The sequence below is a fragment of the Nodosilinea nodulosa PCC 7104 genome (genome assembly GCF_000309385.1).
GTDB lineage: Bacteria > Cyanobacteriota > Cyanobacteriia > Phormidesmidales > Phormidesmidaceae > Nodosilinea > Nodosilinea nodulosa.
Genome location: NZ_JH976537.1, coordinates 3,518,498 through 3,534,435 on the forward strand (window position 1 = coordinate 3,518,498; position 15,938 = coordinate 3,534,435).

At 44.8% G+C, this 15,938-nt stretch carries 6 protein-coding genes and 4 pseudogenes; 5 read left to right on the top strand and 5 right to left on the bottom strand.

Features of this window, described 5'->3' with window-relative positions; all coding sequences use genetic code 11:
* Positions 1-584: pseudogene (locus LEPTO7104_RS41705) on the top strand (transposase); the annotation flags it as partial.
* A gap of 249 nt (positions 585-833) precedes the next feature.
* On the opposite strand, the pseudogene LEPTO7104_RS34135 reads toward LEPTO7104_RS41705, so the two are convergent.
* Positions 834-1,259, bottom strand: a pseudogene (locus LEPTO7104_RS34135) (Y-family DNA polymerase); the annotation flags it as partial.
* A complete protein-coding gene (locus LEPTO7104_RS0116200; protein ID WP_017299630.1) occupies positions 1,256-1,675 on the bottom strand; it encodes a LexA family protein in 420 nt (139 codons plus the stop codon). The pseudogene LEPTO7104_RS34135 and the gene LEPTO7104_RS0116200, both read right to left, overlap by 4 nt.
* Positions 1,676-2,761: 1,086 nt before the next feature.
* Here LEPTO7104_RS0116200 and LEPTO7104_RS0116205 point away from each other — a divergent pair.
* From LEPTO7104_RS0116205 to LEPTO7104_RS34140, 3 genes and pseudogenes are all read left to right on the top strand, one after another.
* Positions 2,762-3,640, top strand: a complete 879-nt coding sequence (locus LEPTO7104_RS0116205; protein ID WP_155523661.1) for a hypothetical protein — start codon at positions 2,762-2,764, stop codon at positions 3,638-3,640.
* 951 nt (positions 3,641-4,591) lie between these two features.
* Positions 4,592-7,204 carry a hypothetical protein gene (locus LEPTO7104_RS0116210; protein ID WP_017299632.1) on the top strand — a complete coding sequence of 871 codons (2,613 nt, stop codon included), beginning with the start codon at positions 4,592-4,594 and terminating at the stop codon, positions 7,202-7,204.
* 47 nt (positions 7,205-7,251) lie between these two features.
* Positions 7,252-8,350: pseudogene (locus tag LEPTO7104_RS34140) on the top strand (IS4 family transposase).
* A gap of 421 nt (positions 8,351-8,771) precedes the next feature.
* Here the strand turns inward: LEPTO7104_RS34140 and LEPTO7104_RS38355 are convergent.
* From LEPTO7104_RS38355 to LEPTO7104_RS0116245, 3 genes are read right to left on the bottom strand one after another with little or no spacing between them, the layout of a single operon-like run.
* The gene (locus tag LEPTO7104_RS38355) at positions 8,772-9,791 is read right to left on the bottom strand and encodes a hypothetical protein (protein WP_071527256.1); all 1,020 of its coding nucleotides are present in this window, start codon (positions 9,789-9,791) and stop codon (positions 8,772-8,774) included.
* A 10-nt stretch (positions 9,792-9,801) separates the two neighbouring features.
* Positions 9,802-11,973, bottom strand: coding sequence for a DUF1156 domain-containing protein (locus LEPTO7104_RS38360; RefSeq protein WP_071527257.1), 2,172 nt, complete (start codon positions 11,971-11,973; stop codon positions 9,802-9,804).
* Positions 11,974-12,015: 42 nt separating this feature from the next.
* Complete coding sequence (locus LEPTO7104_RS0116245; RefSeq protein WP_026072770.1) at positions 12,016-13,815, bottom strand: GmrSD restriction endonuclease domain-containing protein; 1,800 nt, start codon at positions 13,813-13,815, stop codon at positions 12,016-12,018.
* Positions 13,816-14,220: 405 nt separating this feature from the next.
* Here LEPTO7104_RS0116245 and LEPTO7104_RS39410 point away from each other — a divergent pair.
* Positions 14,221-14,973: pseudogene (locus tag LEPTO7104_RS39410) on the top strand (IS1 family transposase).
* Positions 14,974-15,938: the final 965 nt, after the last annotated feature.

Genomic DNA, 15,938 nt, shown 5'->3' on the forward strand with positions numbered 1-15,938 from the left:
TTTCAGCTCTATGTGATTCTCGATGTCTTCAGTCGCTATGTCGTCGGCTGGATGGTGGCGCATCGCGAATCGGGCGCGTTGGCCGAGCGCTTGATTCGACTCACCTGTCAGAAGCAGGCCATTGAGCCGGGGCAGTTGACGCTCCATGCTGACCGGGGTACGTCAATGACCTCGAAGACGGTCGCGTTCCTGCTCTCTGATCTGGGCGTGACCAAGAGCCATAGCGTCCCCAGGTGTCCAATGACAATCCGTTTTCGGAGGCGCAATTCAAAACCTTGAAATATCAGCCCACGTTTCCCACACAGTTTGGCTGTATCGAAGATGCCAGGGCCTTTTGCCAACACTTCTTTGCCTGGTATAACCAAGTCCATCATCATGGGGGCATTGGTCTATTGACCCCTGAGGTGATGCATTCAGGCCAAGCTGACGTCGTCACTCAGCAACGACAAGCCGTTTTAAACACGGCTTATCTCGCCCATCCTGAGCGCTTTGTCCATCATCCGCCCACTCCACCCGTGGTGCCCAATGCCGTTTGGATCAATCCACCGATAGCAGCTCCTAACAGCCAGGCGGTTCCACACTAATTTGTTTTTAGTTTCTGTCTCATTTTTGTTGACACATTCCGCTCCGACCACACCCAGGATCTGCTTGATCAGGGGAATATCAGCTTCCCGCAGCTGCAACGCTGTCGTGATGCCCTGAGCCTCCAAGCGCTTGGTCAACTGTCGCCCAATGCCCCAGACTTCTGATACCGGCAACTGGGCTAAAACGGGCTCAGGCTCTCTCAGCACAAAGATCCCGTCCTGCTGTTTGGCAATATAGTTGGCGACTTTGGCCAAAGTCTTAGTGGCAGCCACCCCAATAGAGACTGGAATACCTGTCCACTTTTTAACCGTCCGCCTGATCTCCTGTGAGACTGCCTGAAAGCCCCGACCCGAGAGGTTCAGAAACGCCTCATCAATTGAATAGACTTCGATATCTGGGGTAAACATCCCCAGAGTCTCCATCACCCGCCGCGAGAGGTCGCCATACAGGGCATAGTTGCTGGAGAACACCTCGATAGGGTGCTCCTGAATCAAAGGACGCAGCTCAAAGGCGGGGGTACCCATCTTCACACCCAAAGCTTTGACCTCGTTCGACCGGGCCACCACACAGCTGTCGTTATTGGAGAGCACCACCACGGGCTTACCCTCCAGCATTGGGTTAAAGACCCGCTCACAGGACACATAGAAATTGTTGGCGTCTACTAAGGCGATCATGCGCCCTCCAGAAAGCGAATGGCTTTGGTAACAACGCCCCAGATCGCAAAATCGGTGTCGTGGTCAATCTCAATCGGATCGTAGGCTGGGTTCTCAGGCAGCAGCGCGAACCGCCCATGCGACATGTGAAACCGCTTTACTGTCAGGTCGCCATTGACGACGGCGATCACAATGCTGCCGTTAGTCGGGTCCAAGGCCCTATCCACAATCAGTAAGTCACCGGCAAAAATACCTACGCCAGTCATGGAGTTCCCTTTGACCCGCACGAAGAACGTAGCGGTCGGGTGAGGAACAAGATAACGATTTAAGTCAAGCGGCCCCTCAGCATAATCTTCTGCTGGCGAGGGGAAGCCAGCAGCAACAGTGACGATAAACAATTCAAAGATGTCCTTCAGCGCAACTGCGGTAGATAGCACCTGGGAATTGAAAGCCGCGTGTGCTGAGGGTTTGAACCTCTCTCGGAACTCGTTAGAGCAGTATAGTACAAGTGAACTGTATAGGCGAAAGGATTTGGTGCTCACAAAACCACCAAGGCCGAAGCGTTGGCCTGGTGGTTGGCTTCAAAGGGCATCTACAGTAAGGACGTTCAAGGAACTCGCTACTGGGCCTATAGTGCCCGCCACTCTGGGGTCAACTAAGAGGGCAGTGGCGCGATCCGCTAGATGGCTGAGTCGATAGCCTCCGCTTCAGCACCGACTGGAACATTGCCACACAGGCCGACAGTCTCCCTGATTGGTTGCACCGTTCTGAAGCTATTCAGCCCACAAGCCTCAGGCTAAGGCCATTGAACACAACAAGTAGGCTTTGCCGATGATGGACAAAGCGCTCAGGATGGGCAAGATGAGCAGTCTTTAGAACATGAGCCTTAGTCGTTAGCAAAAAAAGGTCTTTACAAATTCTAGAACTGCCACTCCAACTCAACCTACTGAATCAAAAAACTAAGTTCCCGATCATTAATTGAATATGAAATTTACGATGCATTTTTAAATTTTAAAATAAAATTAGAACAGAACCTTGTGCCGAAACAAAAAAGATAGCAAACAAAGAAACCTAAGAATTTTGTTGGCAGTTTCCCAAAGCCTAACAAGATGAGAAGATTTTGAGATTAAAAGAGGTATTATGCTGATATTGGCAGAAACACTGGCCGATAGACGTTATTATTTTTGTTGGGATAGCTCTTTCTGTAAAGTCATTTCTTGAATACTGCTGATCATGTTTCCGGTATTTTTCTTCTTCGTTGCAAGGATATATACATCGTATCGCAGCAGACAAGCCCAATGCTATCGGAATAATCAATGGTTATCTGGAGCTGCCAAAAATCTTTTATTTGTAAAAGAGCTATTGAATTTGCTAAAGACTACCGCTCATCGGCTAGATTAATCAAAGAAATATATGATTGTGATGTTAAAAGTATCCGAAGAAACTAAATCTTCAATGAAAACATTCCAAGAACTCAGATTCCTTGAAAATACTATTACTTGTAAAAATTCTGCAAAAGAATTTTGAAAATCAAAAGAAAAGAAAAATTTAGCCCTAAACATTTAGATCAAATGGACGTCTACAGAAAATTTGCACTCGAGATTATTAGTTTCTTATTTACGCTAGGTTTTTCCTATGTTGCTTATGTTATTGCTACACCGAGCGATGCCTATTTGGTCGGATCGTTAGGTGTGCTAAACACTCTGACTGTTGCGGGTCTGAAGAAGGAAGTCAAGGATTCTCTAGACAAAACATCAAAGGAGATTCATCACAAGCTAAAGGACTCTGAGAGACTTCTTACTGAACACATAGAGCTGTATAGAAAGTTTGGCGAAATAGATGATCCTGATTTAAAGAGGGAGGTTCTGTGGTTTATAGACGATATTTATGAAGGCAGATTGCCTGAACATATTGCAAGAAATAGAAGGATTCAACTTCTAGAAAGAACTAATCTGATTCGTGCTTCTGCCTATCATGAAACTCTCGAGAGTCTATACGACTGGAACAAAACCTGGCTCTCTCCTTGGTATAAGAATACCTTAGAGCTACTGGCTCGAGGAGGGAAAGTAGAACGAAATTTTATCATTAGCAAACATAGTGTTTTATCTAACGGAAAGTGGGATGGAGAAGCATATTTAATACTAAAGCGCCAATTCGAAGATGGAGTGGATATCAGAATTGTGTGGACTGAAGATATTGCACAAGAAATTCAACATCTCCATAGAGATATAATGAGAAACTTCACAATTTTTGACGATTGTGAGGTATTGGAAACTGATAGGACAGGTCAGCGTATGTATAGGCGACCGTCTAGACAAGTTGATCTTTGCCAAGAATTGTTCGATAAGCAAAGACGCTTTTCTAAAACTTTTAAAGAAGTATTTCCTGATGTAGAAACTTGAGTGCTTGTAATTGAATTATTAGCTATCAAAGGTCGTTGGTAGATTGAGTCATTATGGCTTCAGAGAAAAAGAAAAAATTATTGCTATGGGGTGCATTGACCTCGAGAATGCATCCCAGCCATGAAATAAGTCCTAATACTTAATCTTAACTGGCTCATGAACGTTCAGCTTTGAGCAGTTCAGTATAGGAACGTCACTTCCATAGATGCATCCAAAGAAGCCCATCTTAAAGCCCTGAGGCGGGAGCTAGCTGAATTGCTCCCCAAGAAACTGCCCCGAGACGTCAAGACCCTAGAAGGGATTGAGAACACCGTGCAGGGCTATTTGCTTGAGCACGTAGGCTCAGAACTCGGTTCATTTTTATCTGCACAAGCAACGGCACAACGCGAGTCCGCCAGCAAGGTGTTATCAGCATCATCGGCCATTTGAGCATCAGCGAACAGCAATAGCAGCGGCTAGGCCTGGAAGCCCCCACCCGTAGAGTCCGTAGTTAGAATAGTGTTGCTTGCTGTTAAGTGCTAATTGGTCCTAGAAAGATACAACCCAGAATATTGTAATGGCATCATCATGACCCTCGTCGGCAGGAGCAGAATTTGCGCGCGCTCTAATTTGGGGGCCGACAGAGTACCTTGACGCGTTAGGTAGTCGAGGTCATGACGTTCTACGGCAGTTAGGTTAACGGTGTAGTTGGTGGGAATAAGTAGATGAGCCTAATTAAACGTAGCTTTGGATCGATGGAAGCCTTGCTATGTCGTGATTGGGATGCTGATTACTTAGATCTATCTACTTAGGGCTATTGAGGTTTTTCTCAGTCTCTCATCCCTATCTCACCTGTCAATATCAGCTTGGCAAAGTACTAGGATGTACTTTAAGTTAGGCTAGAAAAACTGGTTTGTATTTTATATCAGCTTTACTTGTTCTCAAACCTCTCTACTATTGTTTGGAGAATTTATGGACATTCAGAACTCTAATGAATTTGACAACGGATTAGAAGATTATGAAGGGCAGCAAGTTCGCTATTGGCACAATCTTAAAAGTATGCTTGAACTTTATTGTCAAGACTACGGTGCTAGTGTAACTGAAATTGCTGAGGGTTTATGTATAAGCCGACAAAGGCTGTATGACTTTCTCAAGAAGCCAGAAGAAGGTCTTGCGGTAAACTGGTCAACTCTAATGAACTTATGGAAGAAAATAGCTCAGCCAAAAAATGAAATTTTGAAAAAGCTTAAATCAGAATACAAAACCAATAGAGAAAGCCTAATGAAATTGGGGCCTGATTCACTTCTTTCCACGGTTGGCTTCTCTGCAAAGATCCAGCCTGACATCAATAATGATGCCCGAAAAGACTCTTTAGAAATCAAAAACTTACAGGTTCGCAGGGCGATCATGCGATTGACTAGCGATTGGGTGCAAGACGACATAGTTAGAACCTATATAGCCAATGAAATTATTGATTCTGTTCTTACCAAAGGCAGGCCTGATCAATCATTTTATGTTGAGCTACTTTCTGATAGTGAGAAAATTAAAAATTGGCCAAGAGAAGCTCCGATTAGCAGTAGACATTCTGAAAGTCTAATAAAATACTCGGAAGAAATTCAAAAGCTGACGAGCTTTGGGAAAAAAGAGTTTGTTCCTTCTGAGCTCTATGAAATTTATCAAAGCATTTATGAGCATGAAGCATTGAATTCACGAATTCCTAACCATATTAATATTATTGACTGCCAATTTAGAATATTATCTAATTCAATTGGAAATATTGATGATGAAACAAGTTCTCAATTCATAAAAGCAGAGGAAGCCATGCTTTCTTTTTTGAGGGGTGATGGCTCGCATACAGGTAGTTCAACCAAAAATAATGGCAATAAATCTAGGCCTAGGCTTATAAACTTTAATTTAAATCCAGTCATTGAGGTTGCAGTAAAGGTGAATTTCTCTTATGGTGAAAGGGAGCACCCTGACATTATTTGGCGTTATAGTTCAACTGCTCCACACATCAGAAATATGTTTTCTGCTGTTAAGAATGGTTTGGGTTACCCTTTTCACATTATTGACTTTTCTAATCGTCAAATAGGTAGACTAGAAAGAAGTCTAGTCAGAAGTGAAGTAGTTTTAGCTGACCCTGAGCAGAAAGAGAAAATCTATCAGGGATGGTGGGTTGAATATAGTACAATTATAGGCTGTTTGCATGCAACGGTTGATGCAGTTAAAAGATGGCTTAATGATCAAAATATCGACATTTTGAGATACTATGAATCTTTTCAAAAACTAGCTGAGATTGATGAACAGCTCTTTATAAGTCGAGCCTCATTCTATTCTCACATCCCTGATCTTAATTATAAAATTGCAGATGGATGTGTTGAAGACATACAGCATGTAAAAAAACAGTTTTCTCAAGAGGAAAGGGAGGATAGATATTTTCAACGACACATAGAACTTCTAACTCAAAAAGCTCAGATTGCTCGTCTTACTCAGATGCATATTGCTTTATTAGAGGGTGACACAAAGCGAGCCAGTACATTCGTTTTTGAAGCAGAAGAAATTGCGCTCAGAGTACATGAAGGTCCCCTTGCCCTCAATGCATCTTCATGTGTAATGTTTTACAAGCTGATGATAGGAGAATTTAGCTTCTTGACTGAAAAAGCTTGGAGGAAGGGAGCCGCTTACAGTTTAGAATCTAATGCTGACAAGCTAGGAAGATATATAAAAGCAAATTGTTGCATTGACATTGATGCGTATCTATATGCTTCTCAATTCTGGGGTACTGTTAGTTATCTTGAGTTTTATACAGCTTCAGATCTGAAAGATATCTATTACTTGAACGAGGCAGCAAACAATTTTTTGGCTGCTGCCTATTATGCCTGCCGTATTGATCATATGAAGAGGGCGATTCACTGGCTAGCTTATGCTAGTCGTACATATTGCCGTTTAGGCAATATAGAAAGAGCAGCATATTATGCAGATTTAGCACAGCGCGAATCAGATATCAGATCGTCTCTAACTCAATTAGGTGATGTCGAGCCGTTAATGACTTATTCGGCCTTTGCAGACAAAGTTTATGACGTTGGTTTTGATTTAACTAGGAATTCGGATAATTGGATGGAATCTGTCACTCGCCATGAACATTGGGCAATGAGTAATTTATACCTTGCGCAGGGAGAAATAGCTTTCTATTTAGGAGATTATGAGAAAGCAGCTAGTGATTTTAGCCGCTCTCTAGAGATATCAATTTATACTGGGTTTGCAAGACTTGCTGCTGATAGCTTGTATAACCTTTCTAGAGTGGCCGAAAAGTTTTTATCTACAACCGAAAATCCTTTTATTCGACAATATACCAACTATGATGCATGGACTAGAAATTCATTTACTGAAGATTTATACAAATTTGTCAAAGGCTTGGGCAAAGACATAAATTGGCATCAGGCCTCGATAGGAATGGCTGAGTATTCTGCTTTAATTTGGGATAGATGGTCGTTGACAGCAACGAAGAATAGTAAAGACAGGCATCCTTTTAGTATTTCTATTGAGAACAAAGCTTTTATAAAATTGATTCAGGATCGATTATGATCATGTTAAATCTGCCATCTCAAGGCAAATCCGAGCACTTAAGGACAATAGCTTGTCGACTCCTCGAAGATTTCTCATGGTCAGTTTTTCTTCATTGTACAGTTCAAACCCATCTACCCTGACCCGGTGCCCGACTGAGGTTTCTAGCACTGCTCCTGGTGGCATTGTTTCGCGTCGAGCAGGTGAACCTGGATAAGTTAAGCGACAGGCTTTGCCAATCAGGCGCAAAGTGCGTCGAGCTATAAACCCCTGACCCACTTCCATCGCGGCTTCGCTGTGAATTTCAACGCCATCGCACGAGCGGTAGTGAGTTTGGAGTCAGAAATCTGACTCCAAGATGTTGAGTCAGAGCGCAAGAACTGGTGCTTCAGGATACTCAATATCAATATTTTGATGCTAGGCATTGTCCATGAAAGGGTAACCTTTCCGGTGATGTGGACGATGCTCGACAAACGCGGCAACAGCGATAGCGATAGTGACGAGCGAATAGAGCTGATGGACCGCTTTGAGCGAGTCTTTCCCGATGCCGAGATCCATTGTCTGACCGGCGACCGAGAGTTTGTGGGCAAGGAACGGTGTAGTTTCTTGCTGCTGCCAGAGGCGATCCCCTTTCGGCTGAGGCTCAGGCACAGTGACCGCATCACCTCTCACTGGGGCAAGCATCGACAGCGGGGCGAGCAAGTCTTTGCCAGTTTGAGGGTGGGTGAACAGCTTGTCCTCTCAAGCAAACGCTGGGTATGGGGCCGTCGGGTCTACGTCGTCGCCACTCGGCTTGAGGATGGCCAACTCCTGATTTTGGCCACCAACCACAGCCCCAAGACAGCTTTGGCAGATTACCGCTTGCGGTAGGGTATTGAAACCCTCTTTGCAGCACTGAAAAGCCAAGGCTTCAACCTCGAATCGACCCATTTCTGCCACGCCGAACGCCTCAGTAAGCTCATTGCGCTGCTGGCCTTAGCGTTTTGCTGGGCCATGCTCACCGGACTTTGGCAGCACCAGCAGCATGCGATTCCCCCAAAGGCGCATGGACGTCCAGCCAAAAGTCTGTTCCGCTTTGGCTGTGACTTCCTGCGCCGCTCCTGCTGCGACCTTACTTTGCGCCACTCTGAATTCAATCAGGCGCTTCAACTTTTGTTCTTGTACTGAGCTAGCAGTTATATTTATTGACATTTTAGTGGGACAGGACGCCTCAGCTTTCCACTGATTACTATTATTTCATCGATGCAACGGCTTGTTAAGCCTCTGTTAAATTAACAAGTCTCTATAAAAATTAAAAATGGCCTAAGCTTAGTAAGCTGTTAGGCATTCAAACTGCGCTAGCAAAATCTCCCCAAAAGCCCTGCCATAAGGGCTTCGCAGAAGTCACCATGCAATTTAAATGCTCGACAGCTTATCCTTAGTGGTGCTGAAAACTTTTTTGAGTCTCATGCTGGATGATCTGGACGGCCAAATCAGCGGCTGAAACCCATTGCCTTCGTTCGTTTGCCTGAAAAACTCCAAGATTGCTGTCTCGATGAGAATCCTTTATACATAAGGGTTTCAGGAGTTTTCTGCACCACCAAGCAGCTTATCTGACACGATACTCTCGGATACGAGTATTTTCGATCAATAAATGCATAGTAGAAAGCGTAAAAACTTTTCCATCAGTTGCTTGCAGTAATCTCCGCATATCCTCTCGTCGAACCTTGAAACCTCGACCAGCAATACATGCAATCACATCATAGTTTTGACCACTTTCGTCACGCAAGGTGCGGAGCCGCTGAACACGTGTTACTTTGTCACGGGCAGTACCGTCGTCTTCAGTAAGCTTTGCCTCTATCAGAGCTACCGGGTTAAATTCGTCCGGAATAATGAAATCGGGAGCTTGGTCAAAACCATTGATTCTCTCTGCACGCTTAGTTTCGCGGAAGCTAACCTTTGCAGCGTTAAGAACATCCTTAATAGCGCTTTCAACCACTTCACCAACCAGTTCACTGACAGAATCACGGTGAGATGCAAACGGACGACCAAGAAAGCGTTCATAGAGTACTACTGGGTAAGGTACACCTAGATCCGCGATAGGCTGAAGACTCTGCAAACCTTCTCGAGTATCGACCTTGTCCAGTCGGTGAAAAATAGTGGGCACTTCAGTATCAGCCCCTGTCACAAGGGTTTGAACCCCTGCACTAATAAGGGCACGAATTCGCTGGTCTGTTAGAGAATTGGTTAAGGGTCTTGAGGTTAAAGGTTGTAGACGAACTTTCCGATCAATGGAACGGGCTGCACCTTGACTTACAATGACGTCCGTCATTTCTGTAGTGATGTAAGCCCATTCTGGTGGTGTGAAGCCAAGAATAGCCCGAAATACAATTAACGAAATAGGGGTTGTGACAACAGCCAGCTCTACTGTTTCAGCAGTCACATCTTCAAAAGCATTAGTTGATCGCTTTAATGTTTGGTAGCCCTGCTCAAAAACACTGTAATCAATAAATCCGTTACCGCGCGGCATCTCTAAAAAACTAGATGTTAGCTCAGAGAAAACTTCATCAATTAACGGATCGTAGATAATAGTAGGGACTCGGTAGTTCACCTCAAAACGTGATGGCATCGAGGTCCTCCTAGGTATTTGGCACTACAAATAAGTTAGGGTTGAGTGCTAGCCGAGTTTGGTTAAGTAACTCTAGGGCAGCCTCCACATCCTTAATAGTTGAGACCTCATCCATCATTACCTGAATAAGTTCTAGTTTTCGACTCGTCGGTTGGCTGGTATTCCAGTCAGAGTGTAAGTTCCAGATGGTCATCCGAGTGAGATGCCCAAAGGCAATGCAGCGGATGTCTCCAGCGGTAGGCCTCATACCTGCAGCAACGAGTTCTACCAACTCATGATGAATGATTTGAGCTAAATCAGTAGCGTCTTTAAATGGCTTAGAACAGGGAGTTATACCCCGATTACGACAGACAAATACCGTATCTACGATGGATGAACCGGTACCATGAATATGTATAGAGCCACTCATTTCTGCAGGGCATGGTAGAGAAGCCGAACACGTTAACCCTGCATCTAGGATAGCCATCGCTACAGCTAGATAGGCTTCTTGACGATTATGGTGGTAGGTAAACACCAGAGGAGCACTTGGTTTAAGAGCTACAGCCATACGGCTATAGACCTCGGCTAGACCCTCAGCAAAATGCACAATACCCCTTTCTGCGGTATCATTACCAGTTAGCTCATCACGATGAAGTGTAGTTTTTAAGTCAAGTCCTGGAAAGTCATGTCCCATCAGCTTTCGGAGCCACACATAACAAAAGTGCATTAGCTCTCCATATTGCACCATGCCATAATAGGGCGGATCGGTGAAGACAGCATCGAGGCTATGTTTTGGTAGATTTAGTGTAGTTGCCGAACCACATCGCAAATCTAAAACACGAGCATGGGTTTGAGATTTTTGGGGAGGGTGTACCCCAATCCATTCGCCATCAATCAGCACAGTGCGTTTTTTCTTACCCTTAAAATAAACCTCAAAGGGAGCCGTACAGTAATGTTTGGCTTTGGTGTACTTCTCAATGATATTTACCCAACCACCAGAGCCCACTGGTAAGCCGTTATCTTTTCTAATACCCAGAAAATTAGATTCGACCTGAATATACCCAACCGGGAATCCGTGAACTGAAAAGATATCAAGAGACTTCAATGCCATAGTGTCATAGCGACACAGCAGATTTTGGTACCGTAGTAAGTCAGAAAAATTAGTTGCAAAAGCACGACGTAGTCTATGGTCTTGAATTTGGTCAATAAAGCCTGCAACTGTTTCTAGTGCTAATAACTGCCGAGGGTTAAACAGCTGATTGAACAGCTTATACCCCCAGCGATGTAACCGATTAGTTTCATCTCCTGCAGGAATATCGTCCTCAGGCAGGTATGAAGGAGAAAGGCTGAACCATTCATCCCGAGCTTTTTCAACCCTAGCGAGGTCATCGGCATCAGGCTTTTTAAACAGACGCCCTGATTGCCCCTTTATGTCAGAGTTATAGTACTCAATGGCAAAGAGGCGATGGGAGGGTGGCCCATTATCGTGGGAAGTAGCCTTGTTGATATGCCCACAGTGGGGACATGGACACTGGCTACGCTGGACGGGACCTTTAGCAGTTAAATTTTTTCCACAAGTACAAAAGCCTGGATGTTTAAGATCGGCAACTTCATTGAGATCACCACAAGCCGGACATATTAATACATATGTTGGATGTCGTACATCCCTAGCCAAAACATACCCAGGAAAAAGATCAAAACTTTGATGACATGCAGTACAGACTTTAGTCTTGACCCAAAGAAAGTACTTAACGTCTGCATTCTTACGGCCTGTAATAGGGCATCGCGTTTTGTAAAGTTCGCCAATCTCGTTGCTTAGATGTGCCAAAAGATAATCTGCTGTTTGCATGTAAGCCGTGAGATCAATCTCAGCTATTTCTTCTTGGACGATCCAGGTGGCCATAGGATTGATATCTGTACCAATTACGTTGCAGCCTAAGCGGTTGGCTTCGATTAAGGGAGTGCCACCACCCATAAAAGGATCAGCAATAATAAGCCCTTCGAGATTATGGGAATTATAGTAAGTTTGCTCAACAGGTTTATCAATGAATTCAGCGAGTATGAGGCTACGAAAAAGTGTGCCAGGTCGCCGGGCAAACCATTTATGAACGGCAATGATTGGTCGATAATTTTGCTGAACTTGCTTTTCACGCAATGCCAGTCTAGCGGTGAATTCAATATCAAAGTTCGTTTCTATTGGCATATCTAGATAGGTATAAGAGCTCGTATATAAAAAATCAAAAGATTACGAGCGATTAAATAACTCATGCACAGACATTATCTTTTTGCCTTTCGCTAATTCTGTAGACGAGCCATTTCGGTAAAAGGCATCATCTCCCACATAAGAAATTCCAGTTTGAGCAGGTATAGTTATTCGGACAACTGAGAAAACTTGATGAGCTTTTGCTATCTTGACAGTATCAAACTTTGTTAATACCTGGGTTTTAACAGGTTCAGAAAGCCCTGAATTTCTGATTGAATTAAGCAAAATGTCGATATATTGCTCAATACTAACACTAAGTGACTTAGCTTCTCTATCAATACCAACAATGTATCTGCCATTTATTTCATATGGTTCAATCTGGTCAAGCACCTTGACTCTCTCAGCGTCTTTTTTATTATCTGCAACGCCAACGAATAGATATCCATCTCCGTCAGGACCAACATTGGCAATACCACATATTGTTTGTAGAATTCTCTGTAAAAGGTCCTGATCTAAGTCTCTTTCGTTTGAAAGGCGTAATAAGCCCTGCTTACACTCGTAACGGGACGTTTCTATTAAGGATCGCCTAATAGAGTTTTCTAAGTCTAAAGCCAAGCTCGGTCCATGCCTGAGAATGGATGGCTCTTTTTTGACAAAGAATTCATCTACCAAGCCTTTGACCTTGTTGATGTTATTTTTCCTGTCTCTAACATTAACGGCTTTTGAAGTCTGCTTGAGGCTGGTATGCACATTATTTAGCGCTTCCATAATTCCTTGTGGATCAATAGGGGTTCTCTCCTGGTGAACAATTAAGTCGAAGAAGGCCATGAAAATAGCATAAAAAGCAGTTTTTATAGGGTTTCCTCCAGCATTAGGATGGACTACTCGACGCAAAATATTTGATTGATCGCTATATGTTTCTATGACTTCTCTCAGCACGGAAAAAGTTGCCTTTATGTCATACAGAAGACGATCGGATGTGTAGCGAGCAAGAGCATTCTCTAAATTTTTGAATTCAGCCGTGCTTAAGTCATATAGTTTATCTAATCGTTCACGACTATATGCTAAAGGCTCACCGAGTAAAATAGATGCACAAATATCAGCAATCATTTGCTCATCCTCACTGTCCCTTAACTGTGAGACAGTAAGAATTCCTTGTTTACACCACAAGATATCTTCTGCATTTAATCCGTATCCATGGTGTCTCTGCTTTGAGTCAATGCTAATCTCAGGCATGTTGACTAATAGCATTAATTCTTTGGAGGAATCACCTCGTAACTCAGAGGCAATTTTCCTTACAGTATCAGCGAAGGGCGCTACAACACCCGCCTGTCGTTTTTCCTGGAAACTCAACTGCTTGCCATTGGAATTAATTCTTCCAAAAACATCTGTGATTTCCTCTTCCGTTGTTGCCGGATAAATAGTAACAGCTAACTGATAATCAATTATCTTTGCACATTCGGCCAGAGATAGTAGTTTTTTCTCGCCATCCAATTCTTCTATAACGCCTGTTTCCAACAATTCTTTTGCATAAGAGAAGTGCTGAATGTCAAAGTAACGATCGTCATCTAGCGGGAAGAAATTTTCAATAAAAGTGAATATAGCATTAAACCTTTGCATCCCATCCATTATTTCGTAGACACCAGATTTATGAATCTGAGATCTTGAAGCGAGAAGAATCAATGGAATCGGATACCCTTTTAATATACTATCTAGAAGCTTCACTTTCTCGGCTTGAGTCCAGACCAGCTTTCTTTGATATCGGCGATTTACGAGAAGCTTCTGACTTCTGTAAAGACGATATGCTTCGCTGATCGGCATACCTCTTGGAGTAATGCTCATTAGTTGTACCTTTGAGAAAATATATCAAACTAAATAAACAGTCTAGAACAGTACAATGTTGGGCAACTATTCTCGCAGTATTTTGGTTTCGCCACAAGGTACTGGTACCGTTCAGACTCAAAACTCTAATTGTTTAATATAGCGGTTTACCCGAATTAGGTGTGGGTCATTTACCCAAATTATGGTTCTTAAGGCTTTTCATATCTACGGTATAACCATCTAGAGCTACGGACCTAACCGCCTGACAGAAGTGGGTGAAAGGCTTGAAACCTTGCGAAACGAGGGGGAAAAGGAGAGCTGGCATAAGACGCTGAAATGTGCGTCGGTAGTGCATTGGTGTGCGGGACAGAGGAACATTAGGCAGTGTCATGCGATGAACCGGGAGTCAAACCCATGACGATTGAGATGACCTGCCCGACCTGTGGGGCTCATGACGTCTCCAAGAACGGCACCACCCACCGGGGGGAGCAAAATTACAAGTGTCGGGACTGTGGGCGTCAATTCGTTGAAGATCCGCAATGGCAGGCGAAACCGAAGGAGACCAAGGCGCTGGTGAAGCGACTACTCCACGAGAAGATCTTGCTGGCGGGCATTGCCCGGGCCACGGGGGTATCGGAGAGTTGGCTACAAGGTCAGGCCAATGCCACCTATGAGGCGGTTTCTCCAACGGCGGAGGTCATCCCCAAGCCAAAAGGTCCGTTGAAGGTGCAGATGGATGAACTGTGGTCGTTCGTTGAACACAAAGGGAATAAACAATGGGTCTGGCTGGCCATGGATGCCGAGACCCGAGAAATCATTGGCTGTTACGTGGGAGACCGTTCTCGGGAATCCGCCATCGCCCTATGGTAATCCATCTCGGCGGTCTATCGCCAATGCGCCAAGGTCTACACAGACTTCTGGGAAGCTTATGTCACAGTCATTCCGCGCAAACGACATGAGGCGGTGGGCAAAGACAGCGGCTTGACCAGTACCATCGAGCGCCTGAACAACACCTTGAGACAGCGGGTTGCGCGGCTAGTCCGGAAGACCCTATCGTTCTCCAAAAAGATCGAGAACCACATCGGGGCGATCTGGCTATTCATCCATGACTACAATTGCGGCATCCGGCAGAAGTGGGCCGAGCCAGGCAACCCTGTCTTTCCCTCTAGCCTGCACTAAAATGCACTACCGAAGATTTTTCGTTGAATCGAAACCCTCTTGTCATAAGCGCACTGACTGCTGCTCCTGATCGCACTCTCCCGCTCTCCGGGCTCGACGTTTTGGCTCGCTTATAGCAGCTTGATACGCTTTAGCCTTAAATGCACCAGCTGAAGCCCTGACTTGCCCGTGGCACCCTTGCTTGCCACAAGAAAACACTCGCCCCTTTCGCAGAAATGCTAAGCACACGCTGGTCTCGCGGCCACACTTACACCTGGCACCAGCGCGAAACTCCCCAGACTCATCTCGCCACATCGACGTTACTCTTAGTAGACCAACCGGACTGACCGATTTCCAGTAGGCAAGTTTCTCCTGTAGACGTTGCTCTAGGGCCACCTTGTGCTTTTCAGCTCGCTGTTCGGCTCGAAGCGTCAGCGCCACTGGGTCTCGCTGCCGAACAGCCTCTTCCAGCGCAGATGCTGCCACTCGCATACTCTTAGCAATCTCTCTCAGGTCTTCAAAGTCATATAGACGACAAATCGCGTCAACAAGCTGCTTGTCCGCTACTGTACGGGACGCGCTTTTTACGCTTTTCAGGCCGTAGAAACTCAATACCTGCCGCACCCGCTCACGGGACACATCCATAGCGTCGGCAATCTCGCCATTGTTCCAGCCTTGCTGGTGCAGTTCGATATAGCGCTTGTGACCTGACAGCGCTTCTTCGATGGGCCTAACTCTACTGGGCATCACCACGAACTCACGCTCCTCCTTTTGTACTCTTTCCGTTACCGGATCATAGCTGCTGGCAACGAGGCCGATTTCTGAGTACCTGTTGTTTTATCGACTTGGCGTAGATTTCCCGTCACGAGCAGCGTGTGAGAGTGCAGGAATTTTTACACTACTTGTAGGATGGGCTTGAAAGCACTAAGCCCGGAATGGGGATCTCAGTGGTACTGCGCCTCTGCTGCTGAGACTCTTTAGGCAGC